This window comes from Zobellia sp. OII3 (assembly GCF_002211465.1).
GTDB classification, from domain to species: domain Bacteria; phylum Bacteroidota; class Bacteroidia; order Flavobacteriales; family Flavobacteriaceae; genus Zobellia; species Zobellia galactanivorans.
This window is the reverse complement of the sequence record NZ_MWRZ01000001.1, coordinates 1,125,144-1,142,029: the sequence shown is the minus strand read 5'-3', so window position 1 is coordinate 1,142,029 and position 16,886 is coordinate 1,125,144. Positions and strand designations below refer to the sequence as shown.

The 16,886-nt window shown below is 43.4% G+C and carries 11 protein-coding genes; 8 read left to right on the top strand and 3 right to left on the bottom strand.

Annotation, left to right across the window (positions count from 1 at the left end; translation table 11 throughout):
• Both B4Q04_RS04785 and B4Q04_RS04780 read left to right on the top strand, forming a co-directional pair.
• Positions 1 to 2,274: a TonB-dependent receptor gene (locus tag B4Q04_RS04785; protein WP_088696124.1), complete on the top strand. Its 2,274-nt coding sequence runs from the start codon at positions 1 to 3 to the stop codon at positions 2,272 to 2,274.
• A gap of 60 nt (positions 2,275 to 2,334) precedes the next feature.
• Positions 2,335 to 3,504, top strand: a complete 1,170-nt coding sequence (locus B4Q04_RS04780; protein ID WP_317042108.1) for a lycopene cyclase family protein — start codon at positions 2,335 to 2,337, stop codon at positions 3,502 to 3,504.
• A 16-nt stretch (positions 3,505 to 3,520) separates the two neighbouring features.
• On the opposite strand, the gene B4Q04_RS04775 is transcribed toward B4Q04_RS04780, so the two are convergent.
• Complete coding sequence (locus B4Q04_RS04775; RefSeq protein WP_088696122.1) at positions 3,521 to 4,495, bottom strand: polyprenyl synthetase family protein; 975 nt, start codon at positions 4,493 to 4,495, stop codon at positions 3,521 to 3,523.
• Positions 4,496 to 4,636: 141 nt separating this feature from the next.
• Here B4Q04_RS04775 and B4Q04_RS04770 point away from each other — a divergent pair, with 141 nt between their 5' ends.
• The 6 genes from B4Q04_RS04770 to B4Q04_RS04745 all read left to right on the top strand — a co-directional run bounded on the left by B4Q04_RS04770 (position 4,637) and on the right by B4Q04_RS04745 (position 12,384).
• Positions 4,637 to 5,176: an RNA polymerase sigma factor gene (locus tag B4Q04_RS04770; protein WP_088696121.1), complete on the top strand. Its 540-nt coding sequence runs from the start codon at positions 4,637 to 4,639 to the stop codon at positions 5,174 to 5,176.
• An 18-nt stretch (positions 5,177 to 5,194) separates the two neighbouring features.
• Entirely contained in the window at positions 5,195 to 5,626 is a 432-nt protein-coding gene (locus tag B4Q04_RS04765) for a hypothetical protein (protein ID WP_088696120.1), read from the top strand.
• A gap of 76 nt (positions 5,627 to 5,702) precedes the next feature.
• Positions 5,703 to 6,308 (top strand): TetR/AcrR family transcriptional regulator, encoded by a 606-nt coding sequence (locus B4Q04_RS04760; RefSeq protein WP_013993308.1) that lies wholly within the window; start codon positions 5,703 to 5,705, stop codon positions 6,306 to 6,308.
• A gap of 2 nt (positions 6,309 to 6,310) precedes the next feature.
• Positions 6,311 to 7,675, top strand: coding sequence for a TolC family protein (locus tag B4Q04_RS04755; RefSeq protein WP_088696119.1), 1,365 nt, complete (start codon positions 6,311 to 6,313; stop codon positions 7,673 to 7,675).
• Positions 7,676 to 7,703: 28 nt separating this feature from the next.
• The gene (locus B4Q04_RS04750; protein ID WP_013993306.1) at positions 7,704 to 8,888 is read left to right on the top strand and encodes an efflux RND transporter periplasmic adaptor subunit; all 1,185 of its coding nucleotides are present in this window, start codon (positions 7,704 to 7,706) and stop codon (positions 8,886 to 8,888) included.
• The gene (locus B4Q04_RS04745; protein ID WP_088696118.1) at positions 8,878 to 12,384 is read left to right on the top strand and encodes an efflux RND transporter permease subunit; all 3,507 of its coding nucleotides are present in this window, start codon (positions 8,878 to 8,880) and stop codon (positions 12,382 to 12,384) included. Before B4Q04_RS04750 ends, B4Q04_RS04745 begins: the two co-directional genes overlap by 11 nt.
• Before the next feature lie 87 nt (positions 12,385 to 12,471).
• Here B4Q04_RS04745 and B4Q04_RS04740 read toward each other — a convergent pair whose 3' ends face one another.
• Positions 12,472 to 13,803, bottom strand: a complete 1,332-nt coding sequence (locus B4Q04_RS04740; protein WP_013993304.1) for a RagB/SusD family nutrient uptake outer membrane protein — start codon at positions 13,801 to 13,803, stop codon at positions 12,472 to 12,474.
• A gap of 10 nt (positions 13,804 to 13,813) precedes the next feature.
• Positions 13,814 to 16,816: a SusC/RagA family TonB-linked outer membrane protein gene (locus B4Q04_RS04735; RefSeq protein ID WP_088696117.1), complete on the bottom strand. Its 3,003-nt coding sequence runs from the start codon at positions 16,814 to 16,816 to the stop codon at positions 13,814 to 13,816.
• Positions 16,817 to 16,886 lie beyond the last annotated feature (70 nt).

The following is a 16,886-nucleotide window of genomic DNA, read 5'->3' as shown; positions in this document are numbered from 1 at the left end:
ATGAAAATAAATTTAAAGACTAGCCTATATTTACTCGTATGTGTTTTAGGCACAACATTGAGCAACGCCCAGAACAATCAAATTAGCGGTACCATCACCGATAAAAATGGTTCTGTTCCCTTCGCAAACATTTACCTAAAAGACACAAAAATTGGCACCTCGGCATTAGACGATGGGTCTTATATTTTGAAAAACATACCTTCCGGTACCTATAAATTGCAGGTTTCCGTACTAGGATATCAAGGTTTCTCCATAAAAATCACTTTAAAAGGAAGCGAGAACAAGTCGCTTGATATCAAGATCATTCCCGCCTCGGAACAATTGGAGGAAATGGTAGTTACCGGAACCCTAAAAGCGGTCAGCCGTTCGGAAAGTCCGGTTCCTGTTGAAGTGTATAGCCCTACTTTTCTTAAAAAGAATCCTACTGCCAGCATTTTTGAAGCGCTACAAAACGTAAACGGCGTACGACCACAGATCAATTGTAACGTCTGCAATACGGGCGACATTCATATTAACGGGCTTGAAGGCCCGTATACCTTGGTCTTGATAGACGGAATGCCCATTGTTAGTGGGCTGGGAACCGTTTACGGCCTTTCGGGCATACCCAACTCCCTCATAGAGCAGATTGAAATTATAAAAGGCCCTGCCTCCACGCTTTACGGTAGTGAAGCTGTGGGCGGATTAATCAATATTATTACCAAGAACACTTTAGACGCCCCTGATTTCTTTGCGGATGCCTTTGTTACGGGTTGGGGGGAGTACAATATCGATCTTGGCACAAAAATCAACATAGGTCAAAAGACCGATATGCTTTTGGGCATCAACTACTTTAACTATGACCATCCTATTGACAACAATGGCGACAACTTCACCGACCTCACCCTACAGAACCGTATTTCGGTATTTCAAAAATGGAATTTTCAGCGAGACAACAATCGCATCCTTTCACTGGCTGGCCGATTTTTCTACGAAGACCGTTGGGGCGGGGAAATGCAATGGACCCCTGAATTTAGGGGTGGAGACGAAGTTTATGGAGAAAGCATTTATACCCGAAGGTGGGAAGTTTTAGGCAAATACCAATTGCCCATTGAAGAAAAAGTCTTGTTTTCATTCTCATATAACGACCACAGCCAGAACTCGGTATACGGAGATGTGCCCTACATTGCCGATCAGCGTATAGGTTTTGGACAGTTTACTTGGGATAAATCCCTCGAAAACCATGACCTTCTCATCGGTACCGCCCTTCGATATAATTACTATGATGATAACACCACAGCAACTGCCTCCGCAGACGAAGTCGTCATACCAAGCCTATTCGTTCAAGATGAAATCGCCTTGGCCAACAAACACTCCTTATTGCTTGGCATGCGCTATGACTACGACGAAAGGCACGGCAGTATCTACACCCCTAGAATGGCCTATAGGTATAAAATGACGGACAACGATATTATCCGCCTTAACGCGGGTACCGGGTTTCGGGTAGTAAACCTATTTACCGAAGAACACGCCGCCTTAACCGGAGCCCGTGATGTTGTCGTAACCGAAGAACTCAAGCCCGAGCAGTCGTTCAACGTAAACCTAAATTACCTTAAAAAAATATATGCCGACAATGGCACTTTTGTCAGTGTAGACGCTTCACTTTTTTACACTAATTTCAGCAATGCCATCCTTCCCGATTACGATACGGATCCAAATAAAATCATTTATGACAACCTAAATGGCAAGTCCGTCTCAAAAGGCATTAGCGCCAATGTCGACTTTTCTTTTCCTAGCGGGTTTAAATTTTTGATCGGGGCCACCTTCCAAGATGTGAGCCAAACAGAAAACGGGGTTACCGAACGCCAAATACTAACGGAAAGCTTCACGGGTACCTGGAATGCATCGTACGAAATCAAAGAAATCGACTTATCAATAGATTACACAGGAAATATTTACGGCCCAATGCGTTTGCCGACCCTTGGCGAAAGCGATCCAAGAAGCGATTTCTCACCCACTTGGAGTATTCAAAACATTCAGTTTACCTGGAAAGGTCTCGAACAGTTTGAATTCTACGGAGGCATCAAAAATCTATTGAATTGGACCCCCAACCGTGGAAATCCTTTTATCATTGCCCGTGCCAACGATCCTTTTGACAAGAACGTAACTTTTGACACCGATGGAAACGTAGTAGCCACCCCAAACAACCCCAATGCCCTAACCTTTGACCCATCATATGTGTATGGCCCCAATCAAGGCATTCGCGGTTTCCTAGGGCTTCGCTATCGCATCAATTAAAAATGAAATGCGCTCAAATAGAATCGCTATTTTTGAAAAAGTAACGTTTCTACAATAGACTTGGAAAAAATCATACATTTTGACTATATCATAATAGGCGCAGGCGCAGCTGGCCTAATGCTCGCCAGTACCCTAGTCAAAGATGATTTCTTTAGCAACACGTCTATTTTGCTGTTAGACAGGGATGCCAAAAGCTCTAATGACAGAACTTGGTGCTTCTGGGAAAAAGGCGAGGGAAGTTTTGAGTCCATCGTTTCCAAAACATGGAATCACATTTATTTCGGCAGCGAAAACTTTTCAAAAGACTATTCCATTGCCCCATACCAGTACAAAATGGTTCGGGGAGCCGATTTTTACAAAGCTTATTTTGACGCGTTGAAAGGCAAGTCCAATATTACCTTCCAGCAAGAAGAGGTTGCGGAGATAGTCGACATAGGTTCAAAAGTAACCGTTACGACCCATCGTTCCACCTATTCGGCATCAAAGGTCTTCAGCAGTAGTTTCGATTATAAAATGGCCACCCATCAAAAGAAATACCCTGTACTGCAACAACATTTTCTAGGGTGGACGGTAAAAACCGAAAAGCCCGTTTTCAATCCTGACCAGGCCACTTACATGGATTTTTCCATTCCGCAGAAAGGGAATACCCGGTTTATGTACATCCTTCCATTTTCAAAAAACGAGGCCTTAGTGGAATACACCTTATTCTCTAAAAATCGCTTGCCTAAGGAAGCATATGAAGATGCCATAATATACTATTTGAAAAACCATCTAAAATGTGGCACTTATAACATCACGGAAACGGAACAAGGCAGTATACCCATGACCTCCTATGATTTTAGCGAACACCACACCGAAAACATCCGCTATATCGGAACGGCAGGCGGATGGGCCAAGCCAAGCACAGGGTATACGTTTATGAGTACGGCCAAGAAAATTCCCGTATTGGTCGATTTTATCAAAACCGGAAAACCTCTGAATACACTAAGCTTTAAGAACAGATTTTGGTTTTACGACCTGCTATTCTTAGACGTATTGGCCAAACACAATGACCAAGGCCATAAAATATTCGAGTCGCTCTTCAAGAAAAGCGACCCACAATTGATCTTTAGATTTTTAGACGAGAAGTCTTCCTTTAGGGAAGATATCGACTTCATTCTAAGCTGCCCTAAAAAAATGTTTATTGAAGCCTTTTTCAATAGGGTTTTTAAAAGAAAACGTCCCTCCTAGGGCTAAGTGACTTTCCTTAGACCTGTCGCATCATCAAACTATTTCCAAAACTCTCTAAAATAGCCTTTTTGTCTTCTGAAATCTTTAGTTTGGCCAATACCGAAAAAGCCTTTTCGGTATACTCCGCTATCGCTTCTTGCGTTTTTTCGGCCGAACCGCTATCCTTAAAGATTTCCTTTATCGTATCGACTTTAGCCGAAGGGTCTTTGGGTTGTATGGAATACATATCCCTAAGTTCCTTTTTTTGTTCGGCACTGCCCAACTCTAGGGCATTAAGGTACAAATAGGTCTTTTTGTTCTCTATAATATCGCCCCCCACTTGCTTGCCGAAAGTTTCCGGATCTCCGAAAGCATCAAGGTAATCATCTTGTAGTTGAAAGGCTATTCCCAAATTCAATCCGAAATCATAAATAAGCTTCTGCTCCCCTTCCGATGCCTTTGCGACTATGCCGCCCATCTGCAGTGCGGCAGCCACCAAAACGGCCGTCTTATATTCGATCATCTTCAGGTACTCGGGCAAGGTAACGTCATCCCTATCTTCAAAATCAATATCGTATTGCTGACCTTCACATACTTCCAAAGCCGTCTTGCTAAAGAGCTTTGCCAAATTTTTAAAGGTATCCCCGTCATAATTTTCAAATAATTGGTATGCCGTTATAAGCATGGCATCTCCCGAAAGGATTCCCGTATTGATATCCCACTTTTCATGCACGGTGGTTTTTCCTCTCCGCAATGGGGCATCATCCATAATATCATCATGGACCAATGAAAAATTATGAAAAGTTTCTACGGCCAAGGCTGCATCTAAGGCCTTGCGATAATCACAACCAAAAATTTCGGCCGATAATAAGGTGAGAACCGGTCTCAATCGCTTCCCTCCCAATCCTAAAATATAAGTAATCGGCTCATAGAGGTTCTTGGGCTCTTTGGTATGTTCATGCCGCTTCAAGTAATCGAGAAACTGGCCACGATAGAATTCTATAGATTGCATTCAACAAATTTTCCCCAAAAATACATCCATTTGATCAAAATAGGCCCCTTTCCCACATTTTGTAAAAAAATAATCAAAATCATGCAATAGTTTTGATTTCCTTCGTCTTTACTCTTGAAGACTTTTGACAACAGCCACGAAATGACCCCAGAAACGGATAATTACAACAAGCTTAAACTCTTTTTTGACGAAGAGTACCGTTCGCTCAAGGCTTATGCCAAATCGCGTATTGACGATGCTGCCGATCGCGATGCCGAAGACGTGGTTCAAGAGGTGGCATTAAAAGTATTCTCTAGGGCCAACAACCTGTCGCCCATAGACAACATTGCAGGCTTTGTTTACAATTCTATCCGCAACAAGATTATCGACCTAATGCGCACCAAACAAAAAGGGGTCCCCTTTGAGCAGGAAATGGAGGAAAAACTGATAGAGTTTACGGAGTTGGTATATGGCAAGACGGCCAACGCCTACTCCGACACCATGAAAACGAATCTTAAAACGGCTATTGCCCAACTAAAACCAGTGTACCGAAATATAATAGTAGCTATAGATTTTGAAGGTTACACCTATACCCAACTGTCACATGAGAGCGGTATCCCCATGGGCACGTTAATGTCAAGGCGGCACAGGGCCCTGGCCATATTATTAAAAGTACTAGAAATCAAAAAAACAGATCATTAACCAAGAAATTCTACAATTATGGAGAAACATATAGAACACAAAGTAAAGAGCAAAGCCGAAAAGTTCATAAAGAAAACCGTAAAAATACTGTTCTACATCGTAGCCGGTATCGGCTTTTTGGTACTGTTCGCCTATATTTTTATGTATCTATGGAATTGGTTGATGCCTGAAATATTCGGACTAACGACCTTGGACTTTTGGCAAGCAGGCGGACTTCTAATTTTGGCAAAGATAATTTTCGGAAACTTCAGTGGCGGTAAGGACGGCGCCAACAAGGGCAACAAAAAGAAAAAAAGGGAACGCGCCTGCAAGGGCAATGGGAGTCGTATGTGGTGTGATGATTTTTCGAAATGGGAGTTCTATGACGAGTTCTGGAAGAAAGAAGGGGAACAAGCTTACAACGACTATTTGGAGCGGAAAAAAAATGATGCCGATCAGGCTCCGTCTTAAAGAGATGTTAAATTACGGTAAAACTTTGGAAACTTTTAGTGTTTTTAAAGTTTCCTAGACTACATTTGCAGTCCTTATGAAGACTAAAATTTTAAACAAAGCGACGGATATGTTCCTGAACTACGGGTTCAAGAGTGTTACCATGGACGATTTGGCCAATGAAATGGGCATCTCAAAGAAAACCATATACACTCATTTTGAGAACAAGACCAAGCTCGTGGAACAGTGCACCACACATCTAGCGGAAAGCATATCGAAAGGAATCAATGCTATCTGTGCCTTGAACAAAAACCCTATTGAAGAACTTTACGAGATAAAAAAGTTCGTAATGATAAATCTCAAAAATGAAAAATCATCACCACAATACCAATTACAGAAATACTATCCGAAAATACACAACTCCATTTCGGCATTTCAATTTGAAACCATGCAAGCCTGTGTAAAGGAAAATATTCAACGCGGGGTAAGCCAAGGCTTTTACAGGGATAACCTAGATATCGACTTTATATCCCGTATTTATTATTCGGGTATGACGAGCACGAAAGACCATCGCCTTTTCCCCCCGGACAAATTTCCCGTGACCACTTTAATGGACAATTATTTAGAATACCATATCAGGGGAATCGTAACCCCATTAGGAAGAAAAATATTGAACAAAATTATCAACTCAAATCCCGAATAACGATGAGAAACCTATTTATACTAACACTGACGCTCTTCATCACCGCGCCAGGATTTTCTCAAGATCCAGAACCCTTAAAAACCTATAGTTTTACCTTGGAAGAAGCCATAGAGTTCGCCCTTGAGAACAACTACAGCGCCATTAATGCCGAGCGCGACCTGATCGACGCCCGAAAACAAAAATGGGAGACCATTGCGGACGGTCTTCCACAGATCAATGGTTCCGTCAGCTACCAAAATCAACTAAAACAGCCGGTTTCCTTGATTCCCGCAGAGTTTGCCGGAGGAACCCCCGGGGAATTTGTGCCGATCGTTTTTGGTCAAGCCCACCAAGCGACCGCTACGGCGACACTCACCCAAAAGATTTTCGACGGTTCTTATATCGTTGGTGTACAAGCAACGAAATCGTTTCTAAGCTATAGTGCCAACAACGAAGAAAAGACTGATCAAGAAGTACGAAAATCGGTGGTCGAGGCCTATGGAAACGTATTATTGGCCAAAGAAAGTGTGGCCATTTTCGAAAAGAACAAGGCCAATCTCGAAAAGAACCTGTTCGAGACCAATAAGCTGTATGAAAACGGACTCGCGGACGAGGAAAGTGTCGAACAGTTACAAATCACCCTTTCATCGGTAGAAAATCAGTTAAAAAATGCCATCCGACTGGAAAACATTACACTGCAAATGCTCAACCTGGTCATGGGTATTGCCATTGACGCCCCCACCAAATTAGAAGACGACCTTGATCAGTTGGCCACGGCCCAGATCGATTTTTCTTTAATGGAATCGGATTTCAATATCAACAACAACGTCGATTATAAGTTGGCCCTAAACTTGACCGAACAACGGTTTTACGAGTGGAAACTGGCAAAAAGCCGCGCCCTACCCACCTTAAGCAGTTTCATCAACTACGGTTCATCTGCCTTTTCCGATGACTTTAGCTTTTTCAAAAGCGACCAAGATTGGTTCGACTCGTCGGTCTTAGGTTTTGACCTCAGTATTCCCCTGTTCAGCTCCGGTAAGCGTAGTGCCAGTACCGCTAGGGCCAAAATAGCCATGCAAAAGGCAAAAACCCAATTATCGGAAGCCGAAGAGCAAATACGGCTTCAGCTCGAAAAAGCCAAGAGCGACTATATTCTTGCCATAGAAGAATATGAAACCGCAAAGCAAAACCTTGGTTTGGCCGAACGCATAGAAAACAAGAACCAAATTAAATACGCCGAGGGCATTGCAAGCAGCTTTGACCTTAGGCAAGCCCAAACACAGCTCTATGATGCACAACAAGGCTATCTTCAATCGATGGTCGAGGTCATTAATAAAAAGACGGAGCTCGAACTTATCATAAACGAACCCAATTCTAACCTAAAGTAATAAGGCAAACTACAAACAAACTTTTAAGATGAAAAAAATACTATATCTAGCGACCTCGGCCCTTCTCTTCTCCGCATGTGGAGGGAAACAGACCTCTGTGATCGATATCATTTCGGAGGGGAACATCGAAACCATACGGGCCAAGAAAACCGAACTTTCGGAAAAGCAAAGAGTCCTCGAGACCGAATTACAAAAGCTTGATTCGGCCATTAGCAGCATGAGCGGTGAAGAAAAACTGCCACTGGTTACCACCGTTGTGGCGAAGGTCGGAAAGTTCGAACACTTTTTAGAACTACAGGGCGATGTCAAGACCAAGCAAAACGTTTTGATCTACCCTGAAATGTCAGGTACCCTACAGCGTGTTTATGTGAAGGAAGGACAGCGTGTAACAAAAGGACAAGTCTTAGCGGTTATCGACGACGGAGGAAGAAGCAGCCAATTGTCGCAATTAAAGTCGCAAGCCGCACTTGCCAAGACCACCTTTGAACGCAGAAAACGCCTATGGGAGCAAAAAATAGGTTCTGAAATAGAGTATTTATCGGCACAAACCAATTATCAGGCCGCCGAAGATGCCGTAAAACAAGCCGAAAGCCAACTAGGCAAATCATCGATAAGGGCGCCGTTTTCAGGTATTATAGATGATGTCATCAAAGATCAGGGAACCGTTGTTTCTCCGGGCCCGGGATCTGAGGTTTTTAGGATCGTAAACCTTTCCGACATGTACATTGAGGTAGATGTACCTGAAACCTACCTAGGCGGGATAACAAAGGGTAAGGAAGCCAAGGTCTATTTTCCCGTTCTTGGCGATTCGATCTTGACCAAGGTGCGTCAGACCGGAAATTTCATCAATCCGAGCAACCGCGCATTTAGTGCTGAGATTCCCGTACCGAACAAGAAAGGGAACATCAAACCCAACCTTTCCGCCAAAGTGAGCATTAACGATTACACCAATGAGAATGCCATAGTCATTCCCCAAGGTATCATTTCGGAAAACGCCGAAGGCGAGCAATACGTTTATGTGGCCCAACCCACAGATGGCGAAAATGAGGCCCTATTGAAGAAAAGTATCATTCAAACAGGCAAGACCCAGGGCAGCCATATCGAAGTCCTCTCCGGTATCTCCGATGGCGACCATATCATTGAAGAAGGCGCCAGAAGTGTAAAAGACGGCCAAAAGGTTAAAATTCTAAACGACCAGACCGATGAACAGTAAACAACAGAAAAACGCCGATAAAGAGTTTAGCCTTGCATCGTGGGCCATTGACAATCCCTCGGTCATCTATGTGATGATCGCCATTTTCCTATGGTTGGGCCTGAAGTCGTATTTTGCAATGCCCCGTGAAGATTTTCCTGAAATCGTAGAGACCAAAATCTATATCAGTACCATTTACCCAGGTAACACGGCAGAAGACGTAGAACGTTTGATTACCGACCCTCTGGAAGATCGGCTTAAAAACGTAAGTAATGTAGTCGAGATAACCTCTACTTCGCAAGAAGACTATTCGATAATTACGGTCGAGTTCGATGAAGACCTAACGGTGGAACAGGCTAAACAGAAGGTCAAGGATGAGGTAGATAGCGAAAAGGCCGGAGAAGACTGGCCCACCTTTAACAATGCCAAAGTCGAGCCCAATGTCTTTGATCTTAACCTGTCGGAGTCATTTCCGATCATGAACGTGAATTTCACAGGCGACTATCCCGTTGAAAAGCTAAAGGAATTTGCCGAATACCTGCAAGATGAAATTGAAGACTTGCCCGAGATCAAAGAGGTAAACATTCGCGGGGCACAAGAGAAGGAGGTAGAAGTGGCCGTAGACGTCTATAAAATGATGGCCTCAAAAGTCAGCTTTCAAGATGTTATCAATGCCATCAGCAACGGTAACTCTACCATGTCGGCCGGTAACATCCAATCGGGCGGACAACGCCGGACCATACGTATTTTAGGCGAAATCGACGACCCCAAGGAACTAGACGACTTTGTAGTAAAATCCGAGAACGGGGCGGTATACCTAAAAGACATAGCCGAAGTTAGTTTTTCAGAGGAAGAAAAAACCACATACGCCCGAGAGTTCGGTAAAAACGTGGTAATGCTCGACATCAAAAAACGATCGGGCAAAAACATGATCGAAGCGACGACCAAGGTTCGTGAAATCGTAAAAAAAGAGCAAGAAAGCTATTTTCCGGCCGACCTGAACATCACCATTGCCAATGATTCTTCAGGCAGGACACTGAACCAGGTCGATGACCTTGTAAACAACATTATCTTTGGTATAATCTTGGTCGTAACGGTACTGATGTTCTTTTTAGGCTTTAGAAACGCCCTTTTTGTGGGCTTCGCCATTCCGATGTCAATGTTTATGTCGTTCATGATCTTAAACAATTTGGGCTATACCTTGAATACCATGATCCTTTTCGGTATGATTATGGGACTGGGTATGATGGTCGACAATGGAATCGTGGTCGTTGAGAACGTCTATCGTTTAATGAGCGAAGGCATGTCGCGCACCGAAGCCGCCAAAAAAGGTATCGGTGAAATTGCATTTCCTATCATCATTTCAACATTGACTACCGTGGCAGCCTTTGTACCCCTCGGTCTATGGCCCGGTATATTCGGCCAGTTTATGATCTATTTCCCGATTACCTTATCGGTAGTTCTGGGGTCGTCACTTTTCGTGGCCATTTTCATGAACTCCATGTTGGTTTCCCAATTTATGGAAATCGGCGAAAAAGAACTTACCGTCAAGCAACTCATCCGTATTAGTGCCATATTGGGCGGGTTCGGACTTTTTATCTTAATTTTCGGTGGGACCATGAGGGGCTTGGGCTCCGTAATGATCCTAACGGCACTGATGTTCTGGATCTACAAATACGCGCTTAAAAAGTGGGCTATCAGCTTTCAGAACGGCGCCATGGTGCGTTTTGAGAATTGGTACGAAAAACGTATCGCACATTCCCTTAGAGGTAAAAATGTATACTGGTACTTCGGTATTACTTTCGCTCTATTGATTGCCGTATTTATGGCTTTCGGGGCTTCGTTGGGCAGTGGACGTACGAAGGTGGAATTTTTCCCCGACAACAAACCCAATGAGATTTATGCCTATATAGAATACCCGCAGGGAACGTCTATTGAAAAGACCAATAAGCTTACCAAAGAAATCGAAAAAAGGGTATTCGAGGTAGCAAACCAAGATAAATACACCGATGGGGAGCACAACTTTTTGATTGAATCAGCAGTATCGCAGGTAGGCGAGGGCGCCGGTAACCCCCAAACCGATGGAGGGTCGGCGGCAGAAATGCCACATCGAGGCAAAGTCACCTTGTCAATGCGCGAATTTAAATATAGAAACGGACTCGATACCGAAGTACTGCGTGGTGAAATTCAAGAAGCCTTGACCGGAATATTTCCCGGGGTGGCCATCTCGGTAGAAAAGGAAGCCAACGGACCTCCGGCCGGCTACCCTATCAACATAGAACTGGAAGGTAAGGATTACACCGAATTGATCAACACCGCCGAAGATATTCGAAACTTTATCAATACCAAGAACATAGCCGGTATTGAAGAGTTGAAAATCGATGTAAACAAGAGCAAGCCTTCTATGGAGGTTGTGGTGGATCGCGAAAAAGCAGGTGAGCTAGGCGTATCCGTAGGCCAAGTCGGACTACAACTAAGACGTTCGCTTTTTGGCGAAAAAGCAGGCGTATACAAACTGGATGGTGACGATTACGACATTAACGTTCGCTTTAATGAGGATATCCGGTATAATAAAAATGCCCTGTTCAACCAGAACATCATTTTTAGGGATCCCGCAAACGGCCAAATCAAGGAAATTCCTGTCTCGGCCGTAGCCAAGCAGAAAAACTCCTCAGGCTTTAGCGCCATAAAACACAAAGACAAGAAAAGGGTAGTTACCATCTACTCTCAATTGAAACCTGGTTTTAGTGATGCCGGAGCGATCGTGGCCGAGATCCAGAAAGAAATGGACAACTTCAAACAGCTTCCTAAAGATGTAAAAATCGATTTCACGGGCCAAATCGAAGAACAAAACAAGCAAATGCAATTTTTGGTCGGCGCTTTTTTCTCTGGACTAGGGCTTATAATGCTCATATTGGTATTTCAATTTGGCGGTGTATCCAAACCACTGATCATTATGATTGCCATCTTCTTGAGCTTTATAGGAGTCTTTGGCGGATTGATGGTTACCGGATGGTCTTTTGTTATTATGATGACCATGATGGGTATTATCTCCCTCGCCGGTATCGTAGTAAACAACGGGGTCGTGCTGTTAGATTATACACAGATACTTATCGACCGTAAGAAAGTGGAACTCGGACTGAGCGACAAAGACCTTATCTCATTGGAAGAAGTCACCGAAATCATTACCAAAGGAGGTAAAGCCAGGTTACGCCCTGTAATTCTAACGGCCATTACTACCGTTTTAGGACTAATTCCCTTGGCAATAGGTCTCAATATCGATTTCTTCTCCCTGTTCTCTGAGTTTGACGCCAAAATCTATATGGGGGGAGACAACGTAGTGTTCTGGGGTCCATTGGCATGGACGGTTATCTTCGGATTAGTCGTTGCCACATTCTTGACCTTGATTATCGTACCGGTATTGTTCAACATTACCTATCGCATAAAAATTGCGGTTTGGGGAAGAAAAAAGGAACGCCCCATAAAGGTAGAAAACCATCTGGAAGCTTCCGCTTAAAACAACGGATCAGAACACACCCGAATAAAAAACCCCGCCAATTGGCGGGGTTTTTGCTTGTTATTTAAGGTACAGTAAAAAGAATTATTACTGATTCTCGGTTAGAGGAATTGGGAACATCGTCCATACATCATCTTCCGGTCTGTCTTTAGGTAGTTCATCCAACCGACCATACCTTCTCATATCTATCCATCGATGTCCTTCTGCATAGAGGGAATACCTTCTTTGGTTTAGTACCTCATCAATTAAAGAAGCTGCATCGGTATTACCCGTATATGCCGGTAAACCGGCACTTTCACGGATAAGGTCGATAGCGGCAACGGCTTCAATCGGATCTACCGTAATATTTGCCTCGGCGTACATTAATATCAACTCCTCGTTACGAATCATCGGAATAGGGTCCGTATCGGTTTTATACAAAGCCACCGCATAGCCTCCCGTTAATCCATCTTGGGTCAAAGGTTCGCTACGCTCCGCAACCTTACTTAACCTATTGTCGCCGGCCTCGGCATCGGACAAAAAGGTAGGTTGGGCTATTCGCGCACCGGCTGCCGTCGCTTCAACAGGGAAGTACATAGGGTTAAGTGCATCTGTCTGGTCTTCGGAAAAATTATAGTAAAGACCGGTACTTAAATCATCTTGAGCAGAGGTCAAATTCATAAACGAATTCTCCAAAAAGGATAAAGTTGCCGCCGCATCTCCTTGATATGTTGCCACCCTTGCCGCAATAGCTTGGTTGGCCTCAAGAAATGTAGCTGGGGTATCAAAACCATCGAAGCCTGAAGGAAGGAAAAAAGGAAAAGCATCCCCTCCATTGCCAAGATCCGTAGCCGCGTCTTCTAAAATGGTACGAATACCGCTCAAAGCTTCGGATTTTGAAACAAAAGGTCCTAAATTCTGCTCATCGGCGACATCGAGGCGGATACCGTTCTCATCGGTAAGGTTCAAATTCAACAACAGTTCATAAGCTATAAAGGTTTTAAGAAAGCCTTTCGTAGCATTCAGTTCTTCATCGGAAAACTGGTCCGACTGATCTGGGCCATCAATAAAGCCCAAAATCAAATTCGCGTTTTTGACCGTTCTATAACGTGCGGCCCAAGGGTTTGTAATATAGAAAGTATTATTGTCAAGAGTATTGGTTCCTCCTCCCAATAAATCCCCGGTCAAACGCGGATCAGAGGCAGAAAATCGAAAAAACTCCCTTCCGATTACTCCGGTATCATCAAAATAATTCCCCAAGTTGACTCTTGAACTGTATAGAATCCCGCCCACAAGGTCCGGTAGGTCACCCCTTGTGATGTTCTCTTGAAACGCCTCTACTTCTGGGCTGTTCAAATCGGAAAACTCTTGGACCTGACATGATCCTAGCCCTAAAAGGACCAAGGAACAAAGTAAAAATTTGTTTTTATATAATTTCATGGTTCTTTTTTTAAAAGTTAATCGCTACGTTGAACATATATCTTTTGGAGGAAGGAAAGGGTGTTACCTCAACTCCTGTAAAAATTGTTCCTCCACCGAAGTTGGACACCTCTGGATCATAACTATTGTAATCAAAGATATTGATCAAATTGGAACCCGAAAGGCCGAACTTAACACTCTCTACATAGTCTCCAAAAACATTGGGCAAGTTCTCACTGTCTAAGGTATAGTAGAGTCCGATTTCCCTTAACCTCAAATAGGAAGCATCCTGAACAAAAACATCGGCATTCGCATCGGGCCTATATTTTCCGTTAGGAGTTACACCAGCTGGATCCAAAGTAATATCGTCATAGTCGGCACTTGTTCCGTTCAAATCAGACAACAGGTTGGTCAGGTTGATATTGTCCCCGCCCTGTTTCCATTGCCATAAGAAGGACAACTGAAGCTTTTTGTAGCTTAGGTTATTACTGAAACCCATCTGAAAGTCAGGTTCACCATCACCAATTACCCTAAGTTCATCTCCATATGAGCCTACAATTTGAGTGGCACTCTTACCTTCTTCAAGCCTGTAACTTCCTAAACCTGCACCGAAGGCTCCTGTATTATAGGCAGGTACGTCAAGTTGGGTAACTTCGGAAGCATTCTTGAAAAAATTGACGCCCAAATCCCATTGAAAATTTTCCGTAGCAACAGGAACCGTATTCAAAGAAATCTCTATACCCTTATTACGAAGGCTTCCCGCATTAACGTATCTCTGCGTATATCCCGTGGAAGGCTCTAAGGAAGCCAACAAAATTAAATCGTCAACCATTTTGATGTAATAGGTTGCAGACAATCCTAAACGGCCATTGAAAAAATTCAGGTCAGTACCAAATTCCAATTCCTTTTGACGCTCCGATTTCAGTTCACTATCCCCTCTCCTTCCTATTAAGCTGATGCCCAAAATTCCATCTGTAGAAAAGGCGTTATAGGAAGTAAACAAAGCACCGGAAGGAGGGAAATTACCTGCCTCACCATAAGCGACCCTTAGTTTTAATTGGTTCCAAAAAGAATCTTCTTTCCAAAAATCGAATTCGTTAAGGCTAAGCGCCAAAGACGCCTTGGGATAATAAGCCATCTCATTGGCATTACCATTGTTCGATGACTTATCCCCCCTTAAACCAACGGTGGCGATAATTTTGTCTTGAAAATTGACTTCCTCCTGTACAAAGAATCCCGCATCTTCTTGACGCACCCGTGTTTGGTCGACCCCTGTATTGGCGGCTTGATCAACATTGGTTTCAGAAGCCACTAGACCGGTTGCCGTAATCAAGTCTGTATTTCGGTCAAAAAATTCATTGGTCAAACCTGCCTGTGTACGAAAACGAAGGTTGTTTTCAGTAAAGTAGTTATGCACCAAAAAAGCCGAAAGGTTGTAGTTTTTGTTGATGGTTTCCCCTTGAACGGACACCCCGTTACGACCTCCATTGGAAGGTTTTTGAAACTGTAGGTCCTTAGGAAAGATGGCTCGGGTCTGCAATTGATAAAAATCAAGCCCTCCTCTTAAAATCAATTCTAAATTTGATTTTTCAGCTTTGTAAATATCAAGGTTGGCCGTACCCCCCATGATTACCCTATTAATTTTTTCATTGTTGGTCACCTGATCACGGGTCTGCAAAATATTGGAAGCCCCGAGCGCGTAATCTGGATACACACCATCTGCATTTGGAAACAGGTCATACCACGGATATGTAGAAACTAGACCAACCCCGATAGTTGCACCGGTGTTATCATTGTTGTAAAAACCCCTGTCCGATGAAGAGTAGATATAATTCGAACTCAATGCAAATTTCAAATAGTCGGTAGCTCGATGATCGAGATTAAGTCGTATCGAAGCTTTTTCATATCCCGTATTTTTTACGATACCGTTTTCATTATTATAGGTAATTCCCGAAAAAAACCTTGTCTTCTCGTCACCACCGCTCATACTAAAATTGGTAATACTGATAAGCCCCTTCTCGCCAAATATCTCTTTTTCATAATCAATAAGTCCCCCAGAGTTTTTTGCCTGTGAAAACAGGGCCACTTGAGCATTGGCAGCATCACGGGAAGACTGATTTTCTGAAGGATCGTCACTTGGGGAGTAAAACAAATCAAAGACCCGGTCTTCGCTGTAGTTCCGTAGTCCAAAAAGGCGGATGGCCTGACTAAAACCTGTCGATTGTGAAAATTTGAATTTCGTTTCTCCCGCCACCCCTTTTTTCGTGGTAATGATTACAACACCCGCGGCAGCCCTTGACCCATATATGGCCGCTGCTGAGGCACCTTTCAATATTTCGATGTTCGCTATATCTTCTGGATTGATATCGGCAATACGGTTCGATGGGTTATCTTGGTTGGCATCACTTCCCTGCCCTGCTGCCTCGGAGACCACATTTAATCCCCCAGCAATGGAAGAGTTGTCAATATATACACCATCTACTATATATAAGGGTTGTGTATTACCCGTTATTGAAGTTGCACCACGCAATTTCACCGAAATACCACCACCGGGAGCACCCGAGTTAGAATTGACCACGGCTCCGGCAAATTTACCATACAAGGCCCCATCAAGGGTAGATGGAGGTGTTCTGCCCGTAAGTTCCGCAGCCGAAACCGAGGCAACGGCATTGGCGGAATTCGATCGCTTTACCGAAGTTGCCAAACCTGTAACAACTACCTCATCAAGACCCGTAGCCGATTCTTTTAAGGCAACATCCAATGTTGAAGTACCGGTAACTTCAACTTCCTTATCGGCATATCCCAAATAAGAAAAAACTAGGGTCGCAGGAAAATTATTCACCCGAATCTCATAAATACCGTCAAAATCACTAGTAGTTCCGTTCATTGTTCCTTTAACAACGACATTGACCCCTGGAAGCGGCATCCCACTCTCATCTGTAGTATTTCCTTTGATTGTCCCCTGCGCCAAAACCACGGTCGGTAGCACAAAAAACAGCAAGAAATACAACTTTCCAAATAAAGTTTGTTTCATTTTTAAAAGTTTTGAATTAGTTATTTTAAAAGCAATATAGTTAAGAATTATCTAATTATTAAAATATGTG